The sequence below is a fragment of the Roseovarius confluentis genome, assembly GCF_002917925.1.
Lineage (GTDB): Bacteria > Pseudomonadota > Alphaproteobacteria > Rhodobacterales > Rhodobacteraceae > Roseovarius > Roseovarius confluentis.
The window spans coordinates 376,175-400,847 of record NZ_PPFE01000003.1; the positions used below are offsets into that span (position 1 = coordinate 376,175).

The window sequence follows — 24,673 nt, forward strand, 5'->3', positions numbered from 1 at the left end:
GCCGAGATTTCAGAGCCCCCGTTGCCATGCAGCGGGGGCTTTTGCTTGGGCGATGCGCGGCGGCTCAGCTTGCTGCGCCTCGATTCCGCGCAGGCTCAACGACTAACGCGGGAGCGGGTTCAGCGCCTTGTTGTAAGGCTTCCAATCGGTGATCTCGGGGTAGTATTTCTCGCGCCAGCGCCGCACGCGGGGGTTCATCACCCGGCGCCAGAGCGGCGGGATCATCGCGGCCACGGTCATCACCGGGTAGCCGTAGGGTAGTTGCGGAGCCTCGTCCTCGGAGTAGTTCTGCAACAGCGGAAAGCGGCGGTTGGGCTTGTAGTGGTGGTCGGAATGGCGTTGCAGGTTGATCAGCAGCCAGTTCGATGCCTTCTGCGCGGCATTCCAGCTGTGCTGGGGTTTGACGTGTTCATATTTACCGTCGCCGAGATGCTTTCGGGTGAGGCCGTAGTGCTCGACGTAATTGACCAGTTCCAACTGCCAGATGGCGATAAAGGCCTGCCAGAGGAAAAGCGCGAGGCCGATCCAGCCGCCGATCAGCGCGGCGAGAAGCAGCATAAAGCCTTGCAGCGCCCAGTATTTCCAGAACGGGTTCTTGAGGTCCCACCATGGCTTGTCCTTGCGGGCCAGCATGGCCTTTTCGGCCTCCCACGAGGACACCAGGCTTTCGCGCAGGACGCGGGGGAAGAAGCGGTGGAATCCCTCGTTGTAGCGGGCCGTAACGGGGTCGCGCGGGGTGCCGACATGGCGGTGATGGACCTGAAGGTGCTCGGACCGGAAGTGGGAGTAGAGCACCATCGACAGGAGTGCGTCGCCCAGGAAACGCTCGCCTTTGTCCTTTTGGTGCATGAGTTCGTGCGAGAAGTTGATGCCGACGGTGCCGGAAATCACGCCCATGCCGAAGAAGAGCAGGATGGTCTCCAAAGCGTTCAGGTGCGCGTCGCCGGGGCCGGTGGCGTACCAGATCATCCAGAAAAGCAAGGCGAACTGCACCGGCGGCCAAAGCACGGTGACGGCGGTGTACATGCGGATATGCCGCTCGCGCGTTTCGGGGTCGAGATTGTCCAGCTCCAGCCCCAGCACTGCGTCGAGCGCGGCGAAGAAATACCAGGTGAAGAGCGGCAGGAGGATCACCGTCCAACCGCCCTGCGTGGCGCTGAGGATCGCCAGCGGGACAAGCGAGAAGGCCGCCCAGAAGGGCAGCGCGCGTTGCAGGCGCGCAACCTTGTCGGGGCCGAGATACTTGGGCGTGGTGGTCTGCATGGCCTTCACCTTTTTGCCCGCGATTATAGTGCGATGCGCGGGGGCGGGGCGATTGCGCAAATCGCCTCAGGACGTGTTCGAGGTGCAGTCTTGCAAGGCTTCGCGGGCCAAGTCAAAAACCTTGCGCATGACGGTGGGTAACTCCGTCGGTTTGAAGGTGTGGGCGGGGACAAAACAGGTGGAGTCGGATGGAGTGTCCGCGTCCGGGCCAAGGCAGGCATAGGCGATCTTCAGGCGCAGGTGAAAATGGGTGAAGGTGTGGCGGGCCTCGGCGTCGAGCATTTGCCAGTCAGCGTCGAGCGGCGGGGCGGGGGTGGGCGCGTCGGACCAGTCGCTGCCGGGCCAGCCGAGCATTCCGCCCAGCAGGCCGCTGTCGGGGCGGCGTTCCAGCAGCCAGGCACCATCGGCGCGGCGGGCGACATAGGCGATGCCAAACCGGGTGGGCTTGGCCTTTTTCGGGGCCTTCTTCGGCAATTCGGCCTGCGTGCCGTTCGTGCGGGCGATACAGGGCGTGCGCCACGGGCAGATGCCGCAGGCGGGCGAGCGGGGCGTGCAGATGGTGGCGCCGAGGTCCATCACCGCCTGGGCATAGTCGCCGGGGCGGGTGTGCGGCGTGAGGGTCGCCGCGGCCTCTGTCAGTTCGGGCTTGGCGGTGGGCAGGGGCGTGTGGATGTCATGCAGGCGGGCCATGACCCGCTCGACATTGCCATCGACCACCACCGACGGCTGATCGAAGGCGATAGCGGAGATGGCAGCGGCGGTATAGGGGCCGATGCCGGGCAGCTTCTGCAATTCGGCGGCGGTGCCGGGGAACTGACCGTCATGGTCCGAGGCGACGACGCGGGCGCATTTCAGCAGGTTGCGGGCGCGCGCGTAATAGCCAAGGCCGGCCCATTCGCCCATGACCTGCGCGTCCTCGGCGGCGGCGAGGTCGGTCACGGTGGGCCAGAGCGCGGTGAAGCGTTCGAAATAGCTTTTTACGGCGGCGACGGTGGTTTGTTGCAGCATCACCTCCGACAGCCAGACGGCATAGGGAGCGGGGCGCACGCCCGCCTTTTTGGCCTCGGGGGGCACGCGCCATGGCATCTGGCGGGCGTGGCGGTCGTACCAGTCCAGCAGCTCTGCGCTCATCTCGCTGTCACGCATCTGTTATCCCGCCTTTGCCAGCTTTGCGTTTGTTGTTCACTCTCATACCCCCTACATTAGGGCGAGGAAACGGGAGGTCAGCCATGCCCGCACATCGGGGCACGACGAAAGGCTTCAAGCGCAGCGGTGCCCTGTTGGGGGCGCAGATCCGGAAAGCGTCGGAAAGCCGGGGCTTTGCGGTGTCGCGCGTGGTGACCCACTGGCCAGAGATCGCGGGAGAAGAGATCGCCGCGATCTGCCGCCCGGTCAAGGTGAGCTATGCACGGCAGGGGTTTGGCGCGACGCTGGTCGTGCTGACGACGGGCGCACAGGCGCCGATGCTGGAGATGCAGAAGGAAAAACTGCGCGAACGGGTCAACACCGCCTATGGTTACAACGCCATCGCGCGGGTGCAGATCACGCAGACCGCGCCCACCGGCTTTGCCGAGGGGCAGGCGAGCTTCGAGCACCGGCCCAAGCCGGCAGCCAAGCCCGCGCCCAGCGAAATGACAGTGGCCGCGGCCGCCAAGCTGGCGCAGCCGGTGGGCGACGACGGCCTGCGCGATGCGCTGGAAACGCTGGGCCGGAACGTACTATCGAAAAGCAACACGCAGAAATCGTAAGGTGATAAGATGAAAAACGTGCTTCTTTCCGGGGCCGCGGCCCTTGTCCTGGCGGCCGGCGGCGGCTGGTGGCTGAGCGGGCAGACCGGCAACACGACGCAAGGCAGTGGCATGACCGACCTGCCCGGTGCGGCCAATGCGCAGGAGGCCTCGGACGCGCCGGCGGAAGAGATCGACACCTCCTCGATCGTGGAAATGACACTGGGTGAGGAAAGCGCGCCGGTGAAGATCGTGGAATACGCGTCCTTCACCTGTCCGCATTGCGCGAATTTTCACGAGAACCAGTTCAAGCAGCTGAAATCCGAATATATCGACAATGGCGACGTGCATTTCACCTATCGCGATGTCTATTTCGACCGCTACGGCCTGTGGGCGTCGATGGTGGCGCGGTGCGGCGGCGAAGAGCGGTTCTTTGGCATCACGGAGATGATTTATGACCAGCAGAAGGACTGGATCGGCGACGGGCAGGACCCGGTGGGCATCTCAGAGCGGCTGCGCAAGATCGGCAAGGTCGCGGGGTTGGACGATGAGCAACTGGATGCTTGCCTGAACGACGCCGACAAGGCTAAGACGCTGGTGGCGTGGTTCCAGGAGAACGCCGAGGCCGACGACGTGAATTCGACGCCGACGCTGGTCATCAACGGCGAGACGCATTCCAACATGTCCTATGACGAGTTGAAGGCGATGATCGACGACCAACTGGCCGAATGAAGCCCGCGCCGCTGGCCGGGCTGAAGGTTGTCGAACTGGCCCGGATCCTGGCCGGCCCGTGGGCCGGGCAGGTGCTGGCCGACCTGGGCGCGGACGTGATCAAGGTGGAAAGCCCCGCTGGCGACGATACGCGCCAGTGGGGCCCGCCGTTCATAGAGCGGGACGGCGACCGCTCGGCCGCCTATTTCCACTCCTGCAACCGCGGCAAACAGAGTGTCACGGTCGATTTCCGCACCGAGGCGGGTCAGGCCCGTGTCCGTGAGTTGGTGGCGGAGGCCGACATCCTGATCGAGAATTTCAAGGTCGGCGGGCTGGCCAAGTACGGGCTGGATTATGCGAGCCTCGCTAACGTGAACCCGGGGTTGATTTACTGCTCGATCACCGGGTTCGGGCAGGACGGGCCTTATGCGGGCAAGGCCGGATATGACTACATTATCCAAGGCATGTCGGGTCTGATGAGCATGACCGGCGATCCTGAGGGCCAACCGGTGAAAGTGGGCGTGGCCGTGACGGATATCTTCACCGGCGTCTATGCCAGCACCGCCATCCTGGCCGCATTGCACCAGCGGCAGGCGACGGGCAAGGGCCAGCATATCGACATGGCGCTCTTGGATACTGCGGTGGCGGTGACGGCGAACCAGGCGATGAATTACCTTGCCACGGGCACGCCGCCGCAAAGGCTGGGGAACCAGCATCCGAACCTGGCACCTTACCAGGTGTTCGAGTGTTCGGACGGCTTCCTGATCGTGGCGGTGGGCAATGACGCGCAGTTCGGGCGGTTCTGCGACGTGCTGGGCGCGGCGGAGGTGAAGACCGCGCCGGACTATGCCACCAACGCCGACCGGGTGGCGCATCGCGATGCGCTGACCGAGGTTTTGACCGGATACACGATGCGTCTGACAAAGGCCGAGTTGCAAGCCGGGTGCGAGGCGCAGGGCGTGCCGGTGGGACCGATCAACGACATGGCGGAGGTTTTCGCCGATCCGCAGGTCGTGGCGCGGGGCCTGAGGGTGGAGGTGGACGGGGTGCCGGGCGTACGAAGCCCGATGCGGTTTTCCGATGCGGACCTGTCGTTGCGCCGCGCCTCGCCGAAGCTGGGCGAGGACGATCTGGCGTGATCCGATTGTGTGGCTGCGCCACGCTTTATTTTTTGGATTTGAGTATTTGAGGAACAGTGAAAGCCGGGTCAGAGGCCGAGGTTTTCCAGCTTGGCATCGATTGCCGACCAATCGGATAGGTTGAGGCGGACCGGCAGGGTCAGCACCTTGCGGCGGAAGGTCGGGGGCAGGCGAACGGCGTCCTTTTCGGTGGTGACGAGCTGGGCATGGATGAGCGCGGCCTCGTTTTCCAGCCGGGTCATCAGCGCCTCGGTCAGGGGCTGGTGATCGTCCAGCGCCTCGGCCCGCGAGAGGGTGGCACCGAGACCGCGCAGGGTGGCGAAGAATTTCTCGGGGTGGCCTATGCCCGCGAAGGCGAGAAAGCGGGTGCCTGTCCAGTCCATGCCGGTTTGCAGCGGTTCCAGCTTGCCGCCCACATGGGGGATCAGGATGACGTGGCCCCATGTCTTGCGGAACTCGATCTGGGCGGCGTCGGGGCCGATCGAGAGCAGCAGGTCGGCGCGGTCGAGGCCGGTCTGAACGGGTTCGCGGAGGGGGCCGGCGGGTATGCAACGGCCATTGCCGAAGCCCTTGACCGCGTCGACCACCACGACCGAGAGGTCACGGGCCACCGACGGGTTCTGGTGGCCGTCATCCATGACGATCACATCTGCGCCGGAGGCGGCCGCGGCCTCGGCTGCAAGCGTCCGGTCGCGGGCGATCCAGGTGCGGGTGAAGGCGGCGATCAGCAGGGGCTCGTCGCCGACATCGGCCGCGGTGTGGCTGCGCTCGTCGACCTCGACGGGGCCCTCGAGACTGCCTCCGTGGCCGCGCGAGATGACGGCGGGGGTGCGCCCGCGCGCCTGCAGGTGCTGCACGAGCGCGATGACCGTGGGTGTCTTGCCGGTGCCGCCGGCGTTGATGTTGCCGACACAGATCACCGGAACGGGCGCGCGATAGCCCGGCGGTGTGGCCACGCGGCGGGCGGTGGCGCGGGCATAGAGTGCGCCGAGTGGCGATAGTGCACGGGCGCGCAGGGATGGGCGGCGCGGCGGGGTGTCCCAGAAGGCGGGTGCGCGCATCAGCGGACCTCCAGTTGGTCGAGGCGGTCGTTCAGAAGATCGGCGATCCGGTCGGTCAGTTCGGCGCTGCGCGAGGCGACCTCCCACGCGGCATGGGCCATGGCGGCGGATTGATCCGGGGGGATCAGGCGCTTGACTGCGGCGGCCAGTGTTTCGGCATCGCGGACGATACGGGCAGCGCCGGCCTCGGCAAAGCGCGAATAGCTGGACAGGTAGCGGCGGATGTTGGGGCCGTAAAGGATGGCCGAGCCGTGGGCGGCGGGTTCGTTCGGGTCGCAGCCATGGGCGCCGGAGATCAGAGAACTGCCCATGAAAGTGATCGGCGCGAGCCGGTACCACAGGCCCATCTCGTCATAGGTGTCGGCGAGGATGACCTGTGTCGTCTCATCGGGGAAGGTGCCGGTCGACCACGTGATATGGCGCATCCCGGCCTCGGCCAGGGCGTCGGTGAAGGGGGTGGTGTCCTCGGGCGTGTCGGGGACGACGATCAGAAGGGTGCGGTGGGAAAAGCGGCTGACCTCGCGGTGGGCAGTGAGGATCGTGCCGATTTCCTCGGGGCGGAGCATGGCGGCGAGCCAGACCGGACGGCCAAGCAGCAGGGCGGCGAGTTCGGTGCGGTCGGTCTCGTTATGGGGCAGCGAAACGGTGCCTTCGAGGAGCGGGCCGGTGACGGAGAGTGTGCGTTCCGGCACGCCCATGCGACGCAGGTAGCGGGCTGATGCATCGTCCCTTGCCATGACGAACTCGAACTGCCGCAACAGGGCGCGGGGCAGGTCGGGAAACCAGCGCCAGGCGGGGCGGGACATGGCGGTTTCGGTGGCGTCGATCAGAGCCATGGGGATGCCGGTTTCGGCCGTGCGATCCATCAGTGCGGGGTGAAGGGCGCCGCCGGTCCAGAGGGCGATGTCGGGCTGCCAATGGGTGAGGAAGGACGCGGCGTTGGCGACGGTATCCTCGGGGAGTTGTTCGACCATGACCTCGGCCCGGGCCTTGAAGGGGGCGTCGGGCGCGGCGCCGGCGGTGGTGAGCAGAAGCGACAGTTCGGGCCGGTGCAGGCGCAGCCGGTCGAAGAGTTGCAACAGTGCGTCGATATGGATCGTGTCGGCGGCGTGCGCCCAGAGCAGACGGCCCGGCGGGCGCGGCGCGGCGGGCGTGTAACGGCGTGCGGGGCCGCGCCTTGCATAGGCGAGATAGGCGGCGAGGCTGAGCGAGCGGCTCATGGCCGAAGCATGTGGACTTGGGTGAATAAGTCCCGGAAATCAGGGTTGTAGGAGCGCTGCACCATGGGGTCCTTCGCGGCGGGCCGGGTTCTGCGCAGGGTATTGGATTGCCGGGCGGGGTCAAGAGAGGCCGGCGGGTTGACCCTGGCTGCGGAATGGGGCCAATGGATGGGATGATACCGGAGAACGCCCGATGACGAAGCCCTTTTTGATCCTTCAGCTGCGCCCCGAGACGGAAGCCGCGGATGACGAGTTTGCGGCGATCCTGCGCAAGGGCGGACTGGAGGCGGGCGGCACGCGCCGTATCCGGATGGACCAGGAGCGGCTGCCGGAAGATATTGTTCTGGAAGATTATTCCGGCGTGATCGTGGGCGGAGGGCCGGGCTGTGTCAGCGATGCGCCGGAGGACAAATCCGAGATAGAGGCGCGGATCGAGGCGGATGTGCTGGGGCTGATGCCAAAGGTGACGGCGCGGGATTTTCCTTTCCTGGGTTGCTGTTACGGGATCGGAATTCTTGGCGCGCACCTGAAGGGCGATGTCAGCAAGCGGGCCTTTGGAGAGGCGGTGGGCACGTCGGCCTGCGACGTCACGCCGGAGGGCAAGGAGGACGCGCTGCTGGTCGGCGTGCCGACGGCGTTCGACGCCTTCGTGGGGCACAAGGAGGCGTTGCAGGATCTGCCAGAAGGATGCGTGCATCTTGTGAGGTCCGAGGCGTGCCCCTACCAGATGTTGCGGTACAAAGAGCATGTCTATGCCACCCAGTTTCACCCCGAGGCGGATGCGGCAGGGTTCGAGACGCGGATCAGGATCTATCGCGACCGGGGTTATTTCCCGCCCGAGGATGCCGATGACCTGATTGCCATGTGCCGGGCGGCGGACGTTTTCGCGCCCGAGATGATCCTGCGGAATTTCGTGCAGCGTTACGCGCAAGGGTAACGCCTGCGAACAGATGCAAACCCGCGTCGGTATCACGTCGGTATCCGGGTGGTATGGCGACGGTGTGATTTTTTGCGTTCCGGCGGTTCACAGAGCGTGCGATGCGAGGACACCTTTGACGGCGGTGCCGATCAGATCGCGAACGCGCCCCCGCTCGACCGGGTTGTTGGCGTCATGTATCATCGGTCGTCGGGTCGATCATCGTTTCGATGAGCGTGATCTTTGTCGCCGGGAAGCCACTGAGTTCGGCGTGCCGGGTGATGGCGTCCTCGTCGTCTGCAAGATAGACGCAGAATGTCTTGTCCCCGGCAACGTACGAATGCTGCCACTGCACCTTTGGGGCCAGTTGCGCCAGCGCCGCGTTCGACGTGTTGGCAGCACCGCACAGTTCGTCACCGCTCATCGCACCGACACCAGGGATGTCTCTTTCGATCATGTACTTGTTCATTGGTCGGTCTCCTTTCAAATCCGGGCCTTCGGCGCGTGGCGTCAGGCCTGCAAAACGGGTTCCGGCATCGCGTGGGCGGCGAGCGCGGTGGCATAGGACGGGGTCTCGCGCACCGTGCTGCACAGCCGAGCCAACGCGGGTCGTTGCGACAGGGCCTTGTCCCGGTCGCTGATCCACTCCGCCAGCATGGCTAGGTAGAAATCGAGAACCGTCAGCCCGCGCGGCAGAAAATAGGGGGCGCCCGCGATGTGATTTTCCATCAGATCGAAGAAGGCAGCGTAGTCCTTGTCGCCCTGCGCCTTGACCTGACGGATCGCATCCCTGTCCCGTGCGTAGCGTTCTGGATGGCCGACCCGGCCGGAGGTGATATAGCCGGCCGTCGACATCACGCTGAGCCAGAACAGAAAGTCTCCACGATCGGGGTCGCCGGGACGTGGCGTCAGACCGGACGTCGGGGCCATTTCGCCAAGATGCGTCACGATGGCGCTGGTTTCGCCCATGATGCCGCCATCAGGAAGTTGGAGTGCGGGGACGCGGCCCGCTGGATTGCGCGCGAGGAATTCGGGCTCGAGATGTTGTCCGGCGCTCATGTCGACATACTCCATTCGGTAGTCGGCATTCATCGCTTCGAGCGTGGCCTGCACCACGATCGACCCGGCCATGTATTCCCAGAAAAGCGTGTACATTTGCAAACCCCCAATATGCTGTGCGTCGCGGTCAGGTTCAGTATCCGAACAACGGCTAAAGGATGCACGGCAGATTTTGCTTGGTGTGGCTAAAGGAAAGCTTTAGCCTTGACGTCATGAAACTCTCGCACCTCAATGCATTGAGGGCGCTGGAAGCGACCCTCAGGTTGGGCAACTTCTCTGCCGCGGCGATGGAAATCGGCATAACGCCAGCAGCGGTGGGTCAGCGCGTGCGTGCGCTGGAAGACTATCTTGGTCGACCGTTGTTCGAGCGGTCGGGTACCGGGGCGGTGGCGCGGCCAGAGGCGCGGCAGGTCGCGCGTGGCCTGAACGGCGGTTTCGCTGCGATCGCCGAGGCCCTGGAACAGTTGAAAGCACAGGAGGCGTCGCAGCGGCTTCGGGTCACGCTGCCGGAATCCTTTGCCGAAAACTGGCTGTCGTGGAGCCTGTCGCAGTTTCAGAGGGATCACCCCGTCGTCGAGCTTGATCTGGATGCGTCGAACCGGGACGTGGACCTGATGGCAGAGGATTTCGACCTGGCCGTGAGATACGGGTCCGAGCCGGGCGAAGACTACGACTCTCGCCTGCTTTTCGGGGACGCGGTGCTGCCGGTCTGTGCGCCGGACTTCGCACGCGCGCATGCGATCGACGGGTCGGCGCGCGACCTGTCGGAGATCCCGTTGATCCATGTGCTGAACCGGACCGGCGACCCGGATTGGGTCGGATTCCGTGAATGGGGCGCGCGCTTTGGGTTCGCGCCAGCGGACATGGAGCATGGCGTGCGGTTTTCCAAGACAAGCTCGGGATTGCAGGCGGCGGTTTCGGGGCAGGGCCTGATCATGGCAGGGATGGTTGAGGCCTATCACGGTCTGCGCATCGGCCAACTGGTCGCGCCGTTCGGCGCCGCGATGACATATCCGACAGCGTATGCCTATCGTATCCTGTGGGATCGAAGGAAACGGCTGTCGAAGGCGGCGGAAGCCTTTGTCACCTGGCTATTGCAGCAGGCGGAACACCATGAACAAGAGTGTCCGAGGGTGCTGGGCGCCACACCCGACTGACAGTTTAGATGCGCGGAGAAAAAAGCCCTGCCGTCGGAACGGCAGGGCTTTTCGGTGTTCGGTAACGCTCCGAACGGAGGAAATCAGATGCGCAGGAACGGCTGCGCGATGCGGGGGATGAAGCCGCGGAAGCGCAGGGGCGCGTCGGTGACGGCGAGGCAGATGCAGTCGGCCCCAACCTCGGCCACCGGCGTGTGGTCGAGGTCTTCGTCGGCGATCTCGATGTCGCCGGGGCCGAAGCGGTCGACCTCGTCCGCGAAGGCGCCTTGCAGAACCAGCGTCAGTTCCGTGCCGCGGTGGCCGTGGTCGGGCACGGCGGCGCCGGCGGGGATGTAGAGCAGGCGGGCCGTGGCCTCGCGCGACGTGGGCAGGATGGCCTGTTTCACGCCCATGCCGACGGATTTCCATTTCACCGCGTCGAGGTCGCCGCCGATGTAGTCCTGCACCGGGCGCGGCAGCGTGCCGATGGCGGGTGCGGCCGTTGCGGGGGCGGTCATGTCGACCGCGTCGATCAGGGCCAGCGTATCCTCGAAGGCGGTTTCGGACAGGTCGGCATCGCTGCACTCTTCCATCAGGGCACCGCCGACGGCGTCGAAGGATGCGAGCCGGGCACGGCATTCATCGCACATGGAAATATGCGCGGCCACCGCGAGGCTGAACGCCTCGGGCAGGGTGCCCGCGGAGTAGGCCATGAGCAACTTGTCACTCAGGTGATGTTTGATCGTGTCTGTCATCGTCTCAATCACTTCATCTGGTGGCGCAGGCGGTCCAGCGCCAGTCTGATCCTCGATTTTATGGTCCCGAGCGGGAGGCCGGTTTCCTCGGCGATCTCGGAATGGGTGAGGTCGCCGAAATAGGCCTTTTCGATCAGGTCCTTCTGTTTTTCGGGCAGCTGCGCGATGGCGGCGCCCAGTTTTTCGCTCTCCTGTTGCAGGGCCAGGGCATCGGCCTGGTCTGGTTCCTGCTCCGGGCCCCAGGGCAAATCCTCGGGCTCGGGTCGTCTTTGCTTGCGGATCGCATCAATCCTGCGATTCCGCGCGATGGTGAAGATCCAGGTCGCCGCGCTGGCGCGGGAGGGATCGAACATATGGGCCTTTTGCCAGAGGGTCGCCATGACCTCCTGTGCGCATTCCTCGGCCAGTGAGGCATCTGTACCGGACTTCATCAGGAAGGCTTTGACCCGCGGCGCGAAATGCGAAAACAGCCGCTGAAAGGCGGCGCGGTCGCGCTTGTCGCGTATCCGGGCGATGACTTGCGCCCAGTCCTGGGTATGCTCTTCCGTCTTCTCGATCACCGGTTCAATACTCTTGCCGTTGCCACGGATCGAAAGCAGCGCGCCCACCGGAGGCGGGACGTCGGCACTGGTGCCGGTGATCTCGAGGGCGTCAGCATCACTGAACATGTGAACGGTACGCTGGTTCGATCAGACCGGATCAAAAATTCGGGCGTTTTCTTTGTCATCCGATAGTGCTGGTTTCGCGTAGACTTCTGTAAAGACAAGTTAGGGTACTACACGTAATGCCAGTTAAGAAAGTTGCGCTGACGCGCAAGAAAGTCGCAGTCGTCGGCGCGGGGATCAGTGGTCTGGGGGCTGCGTGGCGGCTGGCCGGGGACTGCCATGTCACGATTTTCGAAGCCGCTGCGCGGCTGGGCGGCCATGCCCGCACAAAGATGGCCGGGAAGTACGGGACGCAGCCGGTGGATACCGGGTTCATCGTGTTCAACTATGCCAACTATCCCAACCTGGCGAACCTTTTCGACGTGCTGGACGTGCCGGTGGTCAAGAGCAAGATGAGCTTTGGCGCATCGTTCCGGGATACGCGGTTCGAATACGGGCTGGACGGGGCGCAGGCGTTCTTTGCCCAGACACGCAACGTGCTGGACCCGCGCATGTGGATGATGCTGCGCGATATCCTGCGGTTCAATGCGCGGGCCGTACGCACGTCGAAGGCCTATCCAGACGCCAGCATCGGTGAACTGTTGCGGACCATGGGGCTGGGCAGGTGGTTTCGCGAGCGGTACCTGAGCCCGTTCACCGGCGCGATATGGTCGACGCCGACGGAGAAAGTGATGGATTTTCCCGCGCAGGCGCTGATCCGATTCATGGAGAACCACGCGCTGCTGGGCTATGACGGGCAGCACCAGTGGTACACCGTCGATGGAGGGTCGATCCAGTACGTGCATCGCTTGGGCAAATGGCTGGGACGCGCCGGAGTGGAGATCAGGACCAGTGCGCCGGTCGTCGCGGTTCGGCGGTCCGACGGCGGCGTCGAGCTGCGTGCGCAAGGTGGCGAGAGGGAAACATTCGACGAGGTGGTTTTCGCCACCCACGGCGATGACAGCCTGAAGATGCTGACCGACCCGACCCCCGAAGAGCAGCGCGCGCTGGGCCGGGTCAAGTATCAGCCCAATGACGTGGTACTGCATTGCGATACGTCGGTGATGCCGAAGCGTCGGGCGGTGTGGTCGTCCTGGAACTACATGGAAGGGCCGGCCAAGCGGGACGGTCAGATCGACCTGACCTACTGGATGAACAGCCTGCAGCCGATCCCGATGGACGACCCGCATTTCGTGACGCTGAACAGCACGCGGCGGATCCGGGAGGAAAAGATCTATGACAGCTGCGTGCTGCGGCATCCTGTCTACGACATGGACATGCTGCACGCGCAGGCCGAGGTGGCCCGGATCAATGGCGACAACGGGACGTGGTTTTGTGGCGCCTGGATGAAGAACGGGTTTCACGAGGACGGGTTGTCGAGCGCCTATGACGTGGCGGACGCGATCCTGGCGCGGGACAGCGCGGCGGCGGCGGCGTGAATGGGCCCGACCATATCGCGGGCCATACGTGGCATGGGCGCAAGGGCGAGGTCCGCAACGCGTTCCGGTACAGCATCGATTACGTGATGGTGGATGCGGAAGCCGCGCTGCCATCCGGCCGGGTGTTCGGGCGCAACCGGGCGGGGCTTTTCAGCCTGCGCGACCGCGACCATGGCGGCCCGCCGGGGCAGGGACGCGGTGCCGCGTGGGTGCGCGAGGTGCTGGAGGCGCACCAGTTCGCCGCGCCCGTGCGGATCGAATTGCTGGCCCAGCCGCGGGTGCTGGGACATATCTTCAACCCGGTGTCTTTCTGGCTGTGTTACAACGCGGCGGATGACCTGACGGTGGTGATCGCGGAAGTGACCAACACCTATGGCGACCGGCATTCCTACCTGTGTCACCATGATGATCGCAGTCCCATCGGTCCCGAGGACCGGCTGCGGGCAAAGAAGGTGTTTCACGTCTCGCCGTTCCAGACGATCGAGGGGGAATACACCTTTCGGTTCGACATCCGGCCCGACCGGATCGGCATCTGGATCGACCTGAGCCGGGGCAAGGGCGGGGTGATCGCGACGCTGGTGGGGGACCGCAGGCCGTTGACGACCGGCGGTGTTCTGAAGGCGCTGGCGCGGCGGCCGCTGGGGTCACGCCGGGTGCTGGCGCTGATCCACTGGCAGGCGCTGAAGCTGTGGTGGAAGGGCGCGAAATTCCAGAACCGGCCCGAGCCGCCGACGCGGGAAGTGAGCCGATGAGCGACGTGGGCAAGAGGCCGCGCCTGCCGGCCTTTGCGCTGTTCGCGGCGATGCTGTCGGCGGCGGGGCTGCCGCTTTACATGCATGCGCCGAAGTTTTTCGTCGACGAGTATGGCGTGTCGCTGGCGGCACTGGGCACCGTCCTGGGGGTGCTGCGTTTGCTGGATTTCGTGCAGGACCCGCTGTTGGGGCGGGTGTCGGCGATGACGGCACGCTATCGCGGGCTGACCGTGGTGATCGCCGGGGTGGCGATGATCGCGGGGATGCTGGGGCTGTTCGCGGTGGAGCCGATGCTGCCGCCCTTGTGGTGGTTCGCGGTGATGCTGACGCTGGTGTTCTCGGCGTTCAGTTACCTGACGATATGTTTCTACGCGCAAGGCGTGTCGGTGGCGGGCCGCATGGGCGAAGGCGGGCACCTGCGCGTGGCCCGGTGGCGCGAGACCGGGGCGCTGTTGGGCATTTGTGCCGCCGCCGTGGCCCCCGTGGCGCTGGGCGGGTACGCGGCGTTTGCCGTGGCGTTTGCCGGGCTGGGGCTGGTGGCGCTGTGGGCGATGGGGACCGAGTGGCGCGGGCAGCCGCGCGAAGAGGGCGTGACCTCGCAGATCGGCACGGTGCTGCGCGACCCGGTGGCGCGGCGGCTGTTGCTGGTGGCGCTGGCCAACTCGGCGCCGGTGGCGGTGAGCAGCACGCTGTTCCTGTTCTATGTCGAGGACCGGCTGGCGGCGCCGGGCTGGGAAGGGCCGCTGCTGTTGGTGTTCTTCCTGAGCGCGGCGGCGGCGGCGCCGATGTGGGGCAAGCTGGCCGAGGCGCACGGGCCGCGACAGGTGCTGATCTGGGCGATGGTGCTGGCGATTGCCGCCTTCGGCTTTGCCGTGATGCTGGGCGCGGGAGATGTCTGGGCCTTTGCGGTGATCTGCGTACTGACCGGCGTGGCGCTGGGGGCCGACATGACGCTGTTGCCGGCGCTGTTCGCGGACCGCATGGCGGAGGTGTCGCCGGGCGCGGCCGAGGGATTCAGCCTGTGGTCCTTCGTTTCGAAGATCACGCTGGCCATCGCGGCGGTGGGTTTGCTGCCGCTCTTGGAGTCGGTTGGCTATGCCTCGGGGCAGGAGAATTCCGACGCAGCCTTGTGGGCGCTGAGCCTGCTTTACGGGGCTGTGCCCTGTGTTTTGAAATTGGCGGCGATTGCGCTGCTGGCAACGGTGCCCGGGGGCGGGGACGCGCCCGTGGGGACCATGGTTGAAGCGGGGAGACGGAGATGATGTTCGAAGGATTTCTGATCATGTGCGGGGCGGCGCTGGCAACCGGGGTTGCGATGCTGCGCAACCGGTTCGCCGGGTTCCGGGCGCAGAGCGTCGACGATTACGCCGACACGTTGCCGCGCTTCGACCTGCGCCAGCACCTGAACGGCGCGCTGCGCTGCGAGGGCGTGATCTACGGGCCCCTGGGGCGCGTGGCCTCGCGGTTTTCGGCGCGGTTCGATGCAAGCTGGGACGGCAACAAGGGGGTGATGGCCGAGCATTTCACCTATGACAGCGGCACGGTACAGGAGCGCGAATGGCGGCTGGAACTGGGCAATGACGGGCGCATCCGGGCCGAGGCCGATGACGTGGTCGGCACCGGGCAGGGCCGGCACGCGGGGGCGGCGGTGCAATTGTGCTATGATATTCGCCTGCCCGCCGAAGCAGGTGGTCATGTTCTGAGCGTCGAGGACTGGATGTACCTGACGCCGGGTGGAACAATTGTGAACCGCAGCCAGTTTCGCAAGTATGGGATCAAGGTCGCCGAGCTTGTGGCGACCATGCACAAGTTGGACGACACGGAAATTCAGAAAGCGGCATGATGGACTGGACTGGAAAACGCTATTGGCTGGTGGGCGCGAGCGAAGGGCTTGGCGCGGCGCTTGCGCGGAAACTGAGCGCGGTGGGGGCGGAGGTGATCCTGTCGGCCCGCAGCGAGGACCGGCTGAAAGAGGTGGCGGAGATGCTGCCGGGGCGATCCAGTATCGTGACCATGGACGTGACCGACGAGGAAAGCGTGAAGGCGGCCGCCGAGGAGGTCGGTGAGATCGACGGCGTGGTGACGCTGGCCGGGGTCTATTGGCCGATGAAGGCGACCGAGTGGGAGCCTGAGCAGGTCACCGCCATGGCGGACGTGAATTTCACCGGCACGGTGCGGGTGCTGAACCACGTGGTGCCGAAGATGGTTGCGCGGGATCACGGGCATATCGTCGTGACAGGCTCGCTGGTGGGCTTTCGCGGTTTGCCGGGGGCGATCGGGTATGGCGCGTCGAAGGCCGGGATCATGTCGCTGGCGCAGAGTATGCGGGCGGACCTGTGGCGCACGGGTGTGCTGGTGCAATGCGCCAATCCGGGGTTCATTCGCACGCGGCTGACCGACAAGAACGATTTCAGGATGCCGGGCCTGATGGAGCCCGAGGACGCCGCGCAGGTGATGTTCGAGCTGATGAACGACGAGAACGCGTTCGACCGGAATTTCCCCAGCTGGTTCAGCCTTGTTTTCCGCGGTGCGCGCTTCCTGCCCAACTGGCTGTATTTCCGCTTGTTTGCGTGAGATCAAGGTCGGCGCCTGTCCCGAAGGCCATATTCTTGGTAGACTCACTGCCGGAAAAGGAGGTCGGGACATGCTGGATATCAGCACTTACAAAGTCGCCCAGGTGATCCTCATGTCGCGCGAACTGGACCGCGCGGAGGGAGAGCTGAGGGCGTTCATCGAGCGGCTGGCCGAGGACGAGCAGGCCAGCCTGGTGGCGTTGATGTGGATCGGGCGCGGCAGTTTCGCGGCCGACGAGATCGAAGAGGCCAAGGCGACGGCGCGCGACGAGGCGACGACGCCCACCGCCGATTACCTGCTGGGCACGCCGCACCTGTCGGATCATCTGGAGAACGGGCTGGACGAGCTGGGCCTGTCGGCGCAGGACGACGAGGACGACCTGGTGCGCGGGGGCTGACGGTTAGCGCGGGGGTGGGTTCTCACCCACCCTACGTGGTGTTGCGCCTTTGCCCGCGCGGTCCGAAAAATGTGACGGGACGCGCAAAGACCGTCCGAAAAGGCGGTTTACGTGGTATCATCCCCCTGAAGGCGTTTCCAGGAGGGTGAAATGAAAGCATTTGTACTCGTCGCAGCCATTGTTTCGATCACGACCGCCCCTGCATTTGCGGGCAACATCACGCCGCCGGCGGATCCTTACGTGCCGCCGCCACCCGCACCGGTTTCGGACTGGGCCGGCCCTTATGTCGGCGTGCAGCTGGGCTTTGGTGATCTTGACCTTGACGCGACTTTGCCACCTCCTGCCGGGGCGAACATTCCGCAGGTCATCAATCTTGGCGATGATGGCTTTCTTGGCGGTGTCCATGCTGGCTACAACTGGGATCGTGGCACGCTGGTTTACGGCGTCGAGGGGGATATCGACTTTACCGACATCTCTTTCAACGCGGTGGACGTTGACTCGATTGCGCGGCTGCGGCTGCGGATGGGCGTCGATGCAGGCAACGCTTTTGTCTATGGCACCGCAGGTGCGGCCCATATGAGCGGTGGCGGTGGTGGTGTCAGCCTGGATGGCTGGGGCTGGGTTGCTGGTGCCGGGGTGGATTTCAAGCTGAACGAGACGTGGGTGATGGGCGCGGACGCGCTTTACCACGAGTTCGACGACGTCTCGCCCAGTGGCAGCGTCGATGGCATGACCTATCGCGCGCGGGTGTCCTACCGGTTCTAGGGCCACGGCAAGCATAGCGAGGGTGGCGCGTGGGCTTTCGCCCACCCTACGCCTTTTGACCATGCGTCAGGCGAGGTGGTCCACGACCTGAAGGTGCTGGGCCAGCCGGTCGACCTCTGACAGCATGCGTTCCACCAGCCTGGGGTCGCTGGGCGCGGGGCTGACGCCGGCGGGGATCTCGTGGTTGGCCACGGCCTCGACCGCGAGGGAGACCGGGAAGGACACGAGCCGGGACATGGCAGTGCCGCGCGCGTCGCCCCAGGCATCCATGACAAAGGTCTTGTGCCAGACAGGGCTGCCGCCGCTTTCGGCCTTTAGGTCGACGCAGAGCACCACGCGGTCGGGATCATCCTCGCCATAGGCGTTGTCGCGCCAGAACTGGTCGGACATCTCCTTGAGCCGGGCCTCGCCTTCGGGGCCTTCGAGCGTCTCGATCTCGGCGAAGACGTCGCCCCAGGCCTCGGACCAGCCGTTGAGGCGCAGCGTGCCGCGCACGAACTCCTTGACCCGCCAGGTCGGTTCGAAGCCGTAGTCCTCGAGGAAGGGCAGGCTGTCACGGTTGGGGTAGACCTCGAACGTTTCCGGCGTGGGCAGGGGCGCGGTGTAGGTGCCGAGCGCGTCCCAGGGGCGCTGCACGTTGAGTTCCGAAAAATTGCGGATCGAGCGAGAGGGCGAGCGCAGGGCCTTGAGCACGCCCAGCGGTGACCAACTGAACTTGTAGCGGAACGGGTTGGGGTTTTTGGGGATGCCGCCGCAATAGCTGAGGAAGCTGAGATCGTTCTCGGGGTTGAACGCCGCGGAGGCGCGGTACTCGGCCATCAGGTGATGGGCCATCAGGTGATCGATGCCGGGATCGAGGCCGATCTCGTTGACCACGCTGACGCCGCGCACAAGCGCCTTGGCGTGGAGCGCGCGCATCTCGGGGGCGATGTAGGAGCTTGAGACGAAGTGTGCGCCCTTGTTGATGCACATCTCGGCGATCGGCACGTGCCAGTCGCCGGGCAACATGGACACCACGATATCGCCCTCCTGCACCTCGGCCGACAGCATGTCGAAATCGAAGGCGCGGATGCGGTTGGTGAGGTCGCCCACGGCGGCCTCGGCCTTGTCCAGCGAGCGGTTCCAGACGGTGACGTCGTGGCCCGCCTCGATCAGCCTGCGCAGCCCGGGCACGGCCGACAGGCCGGTGCCACACCAGTGGATTGTCATGTCGGTGCCCCCTTCACAAGTGCTCGCGGAAGGTCTGTTCCGCGCGCGCCCATACTCCGGCGTCCAGTTTGTCCAGTGTTTTCAAGGATGGCAAGAGTTGGCTGGCATAGTCCTGCGAGGATTCCAGCGGAAGGAGCGACGGCAGGTTGTCGATCGCCATCACATCGAGAGGGGGCGCGTCGTGCACGCGGGTCACGGGGGCGTCCCAGGTGGTGGCCTGGGAATAGACCGGCACGGGGTTGTAATCACTGTCCGGATCGCAGGCCACGTCGCCGATGACGGTCAGGCGGCGGGGGGCGGTCAGGGCCTCGCGTGGCACGAAGACGGGCGTGCCGGGGCGGGCGAAGATGCAGTTGAGGAAAAGGTTGTGCTGAAGGATGTCCGGGAAGGGGCCGCCGTGGGCGGTTTCGTCCATGTCCCACTTGGTGGGGGCGACATCCATCGCGGTGCAGAGGTCGGCCGCGCCGGTGCCGACGCGGCCAAGCGAGCCGATGACGATGGCCGAAGGGCGCTCAACGCCGGTGGCGTCGAGTGTTTCGGCCAGATCCGCGAGCAGCGCGTCCTTGTCCGGGTAGGCGGTGACGGGCCCGCAGGTCTGGCCCTGTTGCTGCGCGGCCCAGGCGAAGAGGCTGACGGCGGCGCCGGCATAGCCCGCCCAGTAGCCGAAGGCGGCAACGCGGCGGCCCTGTTCATCCACCAGGTATTCCAAGTCGTAGAGCGTGCCGCCGCCTGCCTTGAAGCGGTCCAGCAGGCGGCGGCCGGAATGCTGGCCCTTGAAGGCGTGGCCGAACATGATGTGGCGGTGCGGCAGGGGTGTGCCGTCATCGGGCAGTTCCTTGAGGCCGAAGATGATGGCGTCGCGGGGCGCGTCGGGCCATGAGTTTTGCGGCACGATGGTGGCGCCCGCGTCGGCATAGCGGTCGGTGGGGATGATGCGGTCGGGGCTGTCCTCGACGCTGACCTCGATGCCCTGCGCGATGAGGATGGCGACGCCGTCGGGCGTGAGGCCCGTGCGGTCTTCGTTGTCGCGCTGTTCGGCGCGGAGCCAGAGATGGGTCATGCGAAGTCTTTCGTCAGCAGGCCGTAGTCGCGGATGGCAGCCGCCGAGGGGCGGGCGGCCATCATGGCGCGGTGGGCCTTGATCCTGGGGAAGCGGTCTACGTCGACCTTGTCCATTTCCAGCCAGCAGCAGATGGCGAAAAGCCAGGGGTCGGCGATGGTCATCTGCTCGCCCATGACGAAGGGGGCGAGGGCGCAGTTTTCCTCGATGAACGTGCAACTGTCGGCCATGGTCCGGGGCATCTTGGCCTTCATGTCAGCGAGCGCCGCGTCGCTGTCGGCCCAGCGGATGCCGCGGGGGCCGTGGGCGTGGTTCACGTGCATTGTCGCGGCGAGGTAATAGCAGACAGAGCGCATCTGCGCGGCCTGCCACGGGTCGGCGGGCACGAGGCCTTTGTCGGGCACCTGGGCGGCGATGAATTCGGCAATGGCGCCGGTTTCCGTCAGGATGCCTTGATCGGTGACCAGAGCCGGGACGCGGCCCTTGGGGTTGAGCGCGAGGTAGTCAGGCTTGGTCTGGTCGCCGTCGGCGAAGTTGAGGGCGACGGGGGTATGGTCCAGCCCGGCCTCTTGCAGAAGCAGGCCGGTGGCGACGGAGATGGTTCCGGGGGCGTAGTAGAATTTCATGCGCAGGGTCCTTCAGACATAGGTGCGGGCATGGGCCCGGTCGGGACGGTCGAGATGCGGTATGGCGTTGAAGCCCGCGACCATGAGCGTGTCGTGCACGTAGCTGAGGCGATGCATCGAGGCGTTGTTGATCTGGAGCATGACGCGGGCCATGGCGGTGTTGTCGAGGTCGAGCACGTGGCGCAGGGCCATGCCGATGACGCCGCCGGAGGTGACCAGCAGGGTACGGCCCGCGTCGGCGCATTGCTCGGTCAGCACTTCGGTGATGCGGGCGGCGAAATCGTCGAAGCTTTCGGGGACGCCGGGCAGGTCGCCGGTGGTCCAGAGGGTGATGACACGAGGCAGATGCGTGGCGAATTGCGACGGGTCGGTGGGCACCGGGATGGCGTGGGCGTCGAAGGCGGCCTGGGCGAGCGAGAAATAGCTGAGCTCGTTCAGGCGCGGATCCTGGGTGGTGACGGTGACGCCCATGTGGTGGGCGGTGTCGACCTGGCGTTGCAGGGTGCCGGTGAGGACGCGGTCAAAATGCGGGTTGGTGGCGGCGATATGCTCGCCCAGCCAGCGGGCCTGATCGGCGCCGAGGTCGGAAAGTTGGTCGTAGCCCGCTTCGTCGGTGGCGTGGCTGTTGGCCTGCCCGTGCCGCACAAGGATGAGTTCCGCCAAGGTGGATGCTTTCGTCGTTTCGGTTGGGGGCAACCTAGCGCCGGGGCGCGGGAGGGTGAAGGCCGTGGCGCGGAATATTTTGATGAGCGCATGGGGGTAGGGCGCGTGGGTTTTCACCCACCCTACGCGGTGGGTCCGTGCGTTACGCCGAGCCCCAGCTGACATCCCCCAGAAAGATGTAACCCGCGCCGTAGATCGTCTTGATCAGGCGGGGGTTCCTGGGGTCCTCGCGCAGCTTGGTGCGCAGGCGCGAGATGCGGACGTCCATGGCGCGGTCGAAGCTTTCGCCCGCTGCGCCGCCCAGGGCCTCTTGCATGGCCTGCCGCGAGATCAGGCGCTTGGGACGGTCGAGGAAAAGACGGAGGACTTCGCCTTCGGCGTGGGAAAAGGGGGTTTCCTGCCCGCTGTCGTCTTCCAGAACGTAGCGGTCGAAATGCGCGGTCCAGGGGCCGAAGCGGGCGGTGTCGCCGGTTTGCGAATTGGGCGCGTCGCGGCGCAGGCGGGCGCGGATGCGGGCCACGACCTCGGCCGGGTCGAAGGGCTTGATGATGTAGTCGTCCGCGCCCAGTTCAAGCCCCGTCACGCGGTCCTGCACCTCGGCCCGGCCCGATATGATGATGACCCGCGCGCCCTGTTCCAGTGCCAGGCGATGCACCAGGGTCAGCCCGTCGCGGTCGGGCAGGGACAGGTCGACGAGGCAGATATCGGGCGAGGTGGAGCGCAGCGCGGCCTCGAACTCGGTCGCGCGGGCGAAGGTGAGGGTGCGAAAGCCGGCCTCTTCCAGCGTTTGGGCCAGCATGGTGCGAATGGCCGGCTCGTCATCGAGGATGGTGACGAGGGGGGCGGTGTCGGTCATGGTGTCGCCCCGCCCGATAGCGCGGCGCGCAAGGCGCCGGGTTGGAACGGTTTGCGCAGCACGGGCGCGCGTTCAAGGGCCGCGGCGTGAAGCGGATCGGAGAGCGGTAGCGAGGTCATGAGCACCGCGGGCGGGTGCCGCGCCGGAAGGGCGTCGATGAGGTCGAGCCCGGTGGCCTCGCCTTCGAGGGTGATGTCGCTGAGGATGGCGGTGATCTCGGGCAGGCCGTTCAGAAGCGCCTGCGCCTCGGTCGCGCTTGTGGCCTCGATGACCTGGTGGCCGTCGGCGCGGAGCATGGCGCGGATGCTTTCGCGCAGGTCGGCGCTGTCCTCGACCAGAAGGACGAAGCCGGGGGTGTCCTCGGCGCTGACCTCGCGCAGGGGCAGGCGCAGGGTGACCTGGCCGCCGGTGTCGGTGTTGTCGATCATCACCCGCCCGCCGGCGAGCTTGGTCATGTTGTAGACCATGGTGAGGCCCAGCCCCGAGCCTTCGCCCCCCTTGGTGGTGAAGAACGGATCGAAGGCGTGGCTGCGGACGTGATCGGAAAACCCGGGGCCGGTGTCGGAGACGGCGACGTCGAGCCAGGTGTCCTGAACGGTGGTGACGGCAAGGGTGATGCGGCCCGGCGCGGCGTCCGCTTCGCCGATGGCATCGCGGGCGTTGAGCAGAAGGTTGATGAGCGAGTCCTGCAGCATGCCGGGATCGAGCAGGCAGGTGCGGGGCGCATTCTCGGCGGCTATGCTCAGCGTGATCGTTTCGGGCAGGACGGAGCGGGCGAGCGGTTCGAGATCGTGCAGGAAGGCGGGCAGGTCGGTGGCCACGGGGGTATGTTCGCGCGGGCCGGTCATGTCGGCAATGCGGTCGAGCAGGGTGCCGCCGCGCCGCGCCGCCCCAAGGGTGGCGGCGATGAGGTCCGTGGCCTCTTCGGGGAGGGACATGGATTGCAGGCGGGATTGCATGCCGAGGATGATGGTCAGCAGGTTCGAGAAATCATGCGCGAGGCCGGAGGTCAGTTGCGCAGCCATCTCGCGGCGGCGGTGCTGGCCCAATGCGGCGCGGGTTTGCGCCTCTTCGGTGATGTCCATGGACAGGATATAGACGCCGCCGGTGGCCGGATCGGGCGTGAGTGCCACGCGGATGCGGCGGGAACTGGGGGCGTGGGTGAATTCGAACACCGACGGCGCGCCGGCATAGGCGCGGTCGAGATGCGGGGCGATATTGGCGAAGGCCTCGTCCCCCAGCGCGTCGGCGGGGGCGAGACCAACCGGGTCGGCGGTGCTGCCCGGCATGATGAGCGACAGGCGGCGGTTGGAATAGGTATAGCGCCGGTCGGGGCCGAGATGGGCGATATGGGCGGGCACCATCTCGGTCGTCAGGCGCATGCGGGCCTCGGCCTCGGAGGCCTGGCGCTGGGCCTCTTCCAGCGCGGTGATGGTGGATTCAAGCTGTCGGTTGGCCGCCGCCAGGTCGTCGGAATAGGTGACGAGGCGGTCCGACAGTTCTTCGGACCGGGCGGCGAGAAGCGCCTCCTGCTGTTTGGCGCGGGAGATGTCGGTGTAGACGGTGACCCAGCCGCCCTGAGGCAAGGGAGAGCCCTCGACGCTGATGGTGCGGCCATTGGCGCGGGTGCGTTCCATGTAGTGCGGTTTGAACGCGCGGGCGGTTTCGACCCGGTCGGCGACGAAGCGGTCGACATCGGACACTTCGCCGTAGTCGCCGCGTTCGGCCAGAAAGCGGATGGTGTCCTCGAAGTGCGCGCCGGGTGTGACCAGCCGGTCGGGCAGGTCGAACATTTCCTGGAAGCGGCGGTTGCAGACGGCGAGGTCGAGATCGGCGTCGTAGATCGTCAGGGCCTGCTGGATGAGGTTGAGGCCTGCGGTGGTCATCTGCGTGGTGTCGCGCGGGCTCATGCGGGATGCTCCGTTGCCCAGGCGAGGGCGGTGTCGAGCTGGTCGTCGCCCCAGAAAAGCTCGTTGCCCACGGTGAAGCTGGGAGCGCCGAAGATGCCGCGGCGCATGGCCTCTTGGGTGGTGTCGTGCAAGCGGTGCTTGTTGGCGTCGGCCTGGGCCTTGTCGATCAGGTCGGGGGGAAGGTTGGCCGCCGAAAGGCAGGCGGCGATGACGTCGGTGTCGGCGATGTTCAGGCCTTCGGCGAACTGCATGAGGTAGACGTTCTGGCAAAAGGCGATGCCCTGGGCGTGTTCGAGCGCCAGTTGCGCGGTGCGGGCGGCGAGCACGCTGTGCTGGGGCATGGTGTCGGACCGCTTGAAGGTGAGGCCGCGGGCGGCGCAGCGACGTTCCATGTCACGCCACATGTAATTGCCCTTGGCGGCATAGATCCTGAACGGCGAAGTGTCCCAGCCCTGCGCGGCGAAGATCGGGCCGAGCAGGAAGGGGCGCCAGCGGACGGCGACCCCGGCCTCGGCCGCGCGGGCGGGCAGGCGCATGACGCTTAGATAGGAGTAGGTCGAGGCGAATTCGAACCAGAAATCCATCTGTGGTCGGGTCATCGTTGCGGTCCTCTTGCGAGAGGGGCAATCGACGGGGAAATTGCGGGTATGTCAAGAGTGGGGCTGCGTCGGGGCAAGAGATCCCGGATCAGGTCCGGGATGGCGGATGGTAAAGACCGGCGCGGCTTACGTGGCGTCTGTTACAATTCGTAAGGATTGCGCAAAGATCAGGAAAAAGTTGACGCTCAGCGT

27 protein-coding genes are annotated in these 24,673 nt (G+C 65.8%); 12 read left to right on the forward strand and 15 right to left on the reverse strand.

The annotated features are described in order from the left end of the window. Positions 1–102: 102 nt before the first annotated feature. Together C2I35_RS09795 and mutY are read right to left on the reverse strand one after the other, a co-directional pair. A complete protein-coding gene (locus C2I35_RS09795; RefSeq protein ID WP_103762849.1) occupies positions 103–1,263 on the reverse strand; it encodes an alkane 1-monooxygenase in 1,161 nt (386 codons plus the stop codon). Between the two features lie 66 nt (positions 1,264–1,329). Then, the gene (mutY, locus tag C2I35_RS09800; protein ID WP_103762850.1) at positions 1,330–2,409 is read right to left on the reverse strand and encodes an A/G-specific adenine glycosylase; all 1,080 of its coding nucleotides are present in this window, start codon (positions 2,407–2,409) and stop codon (positions 1,330–1,332) included. Positions 2,410–2,492: 83 nt separating this feature from the next. Here mutY and C2I35_RS09805 point away from each other — a divergent pair, with 83 nt between their 5' ends. The 3 genes from C2I35_RS09805 to C2I35_RS09815 are packed head-to-tail and all read left to right on the forward strand — an operon-like array spanning position 2,493 to position 4,840. Beyond that, complete coding sequence (locus tag C2I35_RS09805) at positions 2,493–3,011, forward strand: DUF721 domain-containing protein (protein WP_103762851.1); 519 nt, start codon at positions 2,493–2,495, stop codon at positions 3,009–3,011. Between the two features lie 9 nt (positions 3,012–3,020). Next, positions 3,021–3,722 carry a DsbA family protein gene (locus C2I35_RS09810; RefSeq protein WP_103762852.1) on the forward strand — a complete coding sequence of 234 codons (702 nt, stop codon included), beginning with the start codon at positions 3,021–3,023 and terminating at the stop codon, positions 3,720–3,722. Then, positions 3,719–4,840: a CaiB/BaiF CoA transferase family protein gene (locus C2I35_RS09815; RefSeq protein WP_103762853.1), complete on the forward strand. Its 1,122-nt coding sequence runs from the start codon at positions 3,719–3,721 to the stop codon at positions 4,838–4,840. The genes C2I35_RS09810 and C2I35_RS09815 overlap by 4 nt, the downstream gene beginning before the upstream one ends. Positions 4,841–4,908: 68 nt before the next feature. On the opposite strand, the gene lpxK is transcribed toward C2I35_RS09815, so the two are convergent. Next, positions 4,909–5,901, reverse strand: a complete 993-nt coding sequence (gene lpxK / locus C2I35_RS09820; protein ID WP_103762854.1) for a tetraacyldisaccharide 4'-kinase — start codon at positions 5,899–5,901, stop codon at positions 4,909–4,911. Beyond that, on the reverse strand, positions 5,901–7,121 hold the full coding sequence (locus tag C2I35_RS09825; RefSeq protein WP_103762855.1) for a 3-deoxy-D-manno-octulosonic acid transferase: 1,221 nt from the start codon (positions 7,119–7,121) through the stop codon (positions 5,901–5,903). Before C2I35_RS09825 ends, lpxK begins: the two co-directional genes overlap by 1 nt. A gap of 193 nt (positions 7,122–7,314) precedes the next feature. On the opposite strand from C2I35_RS09825, the gene C2I35_RS09830 reads away from it, so the two are divergent. Continuing rightward, a complete protein-coding gene (locus C2I35_RS09830; protein WP_103762856.1) occupies positions 7,315–8,058 on the forward strand; it encodes a glutamine amidotransferase in 744 nt (247 codons plus the stop codon). 172 nt (positions 8,059–8,230) lie between these two features. Here the strand turns inward: C2I35_RS09830 and C2I35_RS09835 are convergent, their stop codons facing one another. Continuing rightward, entirely contained in the window at positions 8,231–8,506 is a 276-nt protein-coding gene (locus tag C2I35_RS09835; protein WP_103762857.1) for a DUF4242 domain-containing protein, read from the reverse strand. Between the two features lie 41 nt (positions 8,507–8,547). After that, positions 8,548–9,192, reverse strand: a complete 645-nt coding sequence (locus tag C2I35_RS09840) for a glutathione S-transferase family protein (RefSeq protein WP_103762858.1) — start codon at positions 9,190–9,192, stop codon at positions 8,548–8,550. A 116-nt stretch (positions 9,193–9,308) separates the two neighbouring features. Here C2I35_RS09840 and C2I35_RS09845 point away from each other — a divergent pair, with 116 nt between their 5' ends. Next, positions 9,309–10,253, forward strand: coding sequence for a LysR substrate-binding domain-containing protein (locus C2I35_RS09845; RefSeq protein WP_170067171.1), 945 nt, complete (start codon positions 9,309–9,311; stop codon positions 10,251–10,253). An 83-nt stretch (positions 10,254–10,336) separates the two neighbouring features. Here C2I35_RS09845 and C2I35_RS09850 read toward each other — a convergent pair whose 3' ends face one another. Then, positions 10,337–10,987, reverse strand: a complete 651-nt coding sequence (locus tag C2I35_RS09850; RefSeq protein ID WP_103763005.1) for a ChrR family anti-sigma-E factor — start codon at positions 10,985–10,987, stop codon at positions 10,337–10,339. 8 nt (positions 10,988–10,995) lie between these two features. Then, positions 10,996–11,655, reverse strand: coding sequence for a sigma-70 family RNA polymerase sigma factor (locus tag C2I35_RS09855; protein WP_103762860.1), 660 nt, complete (start codon positions 11,653–11,655; stop codon positions 10,996–10,998). A 116-nt stretch (positions 11,656–11,771) separates the two neighbouring features. Between C2I35_RS09855 and C2I35_RS09860 the strand changes: the two genes are divergently transcribed. The 7 genes from C2I35_RS09860 to C2I35_RS09890 all read left to right on the forward strand — a co-directional run bounded on the left by C2I35_RS09860 (position 11,772) and on the right by C2I35_RS09890 (position 17,558). Next, positions 11,772–13,070: an NAD(P)/FAD-dependent oxidoreductase gene (locus tag C2I35_RS09860; RefSeq protein WP_103762861.1), complete on the forward strand. Its 1,299-nt coding sequence runs from the start codon at positions 11,772–11,774 to the stop codon at positions 13,068–13,070. Further along, the gene (locus C2I35_RS09865) at positions 13,067–13,822 is read left to right on the forward strand and encodes a DUF1365 domain-containing protein (RefSeq protein WP_103762862.1); all 756 of its coding nucleotides are present in this window, start codon (positions 13,067–13,069) and stop codon (positions 13,820–13,822) included. The genes C2I35_RS09860 and C2I35_RS09865 overlap by 4 nt, the downstream gene beginning before the upstream one ends. Continuing rightward, positions 13,819–15,084, forward strand: coding sequence for an MFS transporter (locus C2I35_RS09870; protein WP_146049995.1), 1,266 nt, complete (start codon positions 13,819–13,821; stop codon positions 15,082–15,084). Before C2I35_RS09865 ends, C2I35_RS09870 begins: the two co-directional genes overlap by 4 nt. Continuing rightward, positions 15,084–15,665: a DUF3833 domain-containing protein gene (locus C2I35_RS09875; protein WP_425442902.1), complete on the forward strand. Its 582-nt coding sequence runs from the start codon at positions 15,084–15,086 to the stop codon at positions 15,663–15,665. Before C2I35_RS09870 ends, C2I35_RS09875 begins: the two co-directional genes overlap by 1 nt. After that, positions 15,662–16,396 (forward strand): SDR family NAD(P)-dependent oxidoreductase, encoded by a 735-nt coding sequence (locus C2I35_RS09880; protein ID WP_103762864.1) that lies wholly within the window; start codon positions 15,662–15,664, stop codon positions 16,394–16,396. The genes C2I35_RS09875 and C2I35_RS09880 overlap by 4 nt, the downstream gene beginning before the upstream one ends. 70 nt (positions 16,397–16,466) lie before the next feature. Then, positions 16,467–16,793, forward strand: coding sequence for a DUF3775 domain-containing protein (locus C2I35_RS09885; RefSeq protein ID WP_103762865.1), 327 nt, complete (start codon positions 16,467–16,469; stop codon positions 16,791–16,793). A 150-nt stretch (positions 16,794–16,943) separates the two neighbouring features. Beyond that, positions 16,944–17,558, forward strand: a complete 615-nt coding sequence (locus C2I35_RS09890; RefSeq protein WP_103762866.1) for an outer membrane protein — start codon at positions 16,944–16,946, stop codon at positions 17,556–17,558. 66 nt (positions 17,559–17,624) lie between these two features. Here C2I35_RS09890 and C2I35_RS09895 read toward each other — a convergent pair whose 3' ends face one another. The 7 genes from C2I35_RS09895 to C2I35_RS09925 all read right to left on the reverse strand — a co-directional run bounded on the left by C2I35_RS09895 (position 17,625) and on the right by C2I35_RS09925 (position 24,481). Continuing rightward, positions 17,625–18,767, reverse strand: coding sequence for a saccharopine dehydrogenase family protein (locus C2I35_RS09895; protein WP_103762867.1), 1,143 nt, complete (start codon positions 18,765–18,767; stop codon positions 17,625–17,627). 13 nt (positions 18,768–18,780) lie between these two features. Beyond that, positions 18,781–19,827, reverse strand: a complete 1,047-nt coding sequence (locus C2I35_RS09900) for a saccharopine dehydrogenase (RefSeq protein ID WP_103762868.1) — start codon at positions 19,825–19,827, stop codon at positions 18,781–18,783. Continuing rightward, positions 19,824–20,453, reverse strand: a complete 630-nt coding sequence (locus C2I35_RS09905) for a glutathione S-transferase family protein (RefSeq protein WP_103762869.1) — start codon at positions 20,451–20,453, stop codon at positions 19,824–19,826. Before C2I35_RS09905 ends, C2I35_RS09900 begins: the two co-directional genes overlap by 4 nt. Before the next feature lie 12 nt (positions 20,454–20,465). Further along, entirely contained in the window at positions 20,466–21,116 is a 651-nt protein-coding gene (locus C2I35_RS09910) for a histidine phosphatase family protein (protein ID WP_103762870.1), read from the reverse strand. 142 nt (positions 21,117–21,258) lie between these two features. Next, positions 21,259–21,972 (reverse strand): response regulator transcription factor, encoded by a 714-nt coding sequence (locus C2I35_RS09915; protein ID WP_103762871.1) that lies wholly within the window; start codon positions 21,970–21,972, stop codon positions 21,259–21,261. Next, positions 21,969–23,882 (reverse strand): PAS-domain containing protein, encoded by a 1,914-nt coding sequence (locus C2I35_RS09920; protein WP_245890462.1) that lies wholly within the window; start codon positions 23,880–23,882, stop codon positions 21,969–21,971. Before C2I35_RS09920 ends, C2I35_RS09915 begins: the two co-directional genes overlap by 4 nt. Beyond that, positions 23,879–24,481 (reverse strand): 2-hydroxychromene-2-carboxylate isomerase, encoded by a 603-nt coding sequence (locus C2I35_RS09925; RefSeq protein ID WP_103762872.1) that lies wholly within the window; start codon positions 24,479–24,481, stop codon positions 23,879–23,881. The genes C2I35_RS09920 and C2I35_RS09925 overlap by 4 nt, the downstream gene beginning before the upstream one ends. Positions 24,482–24,673: the final 192 nt, after the last annotated feature.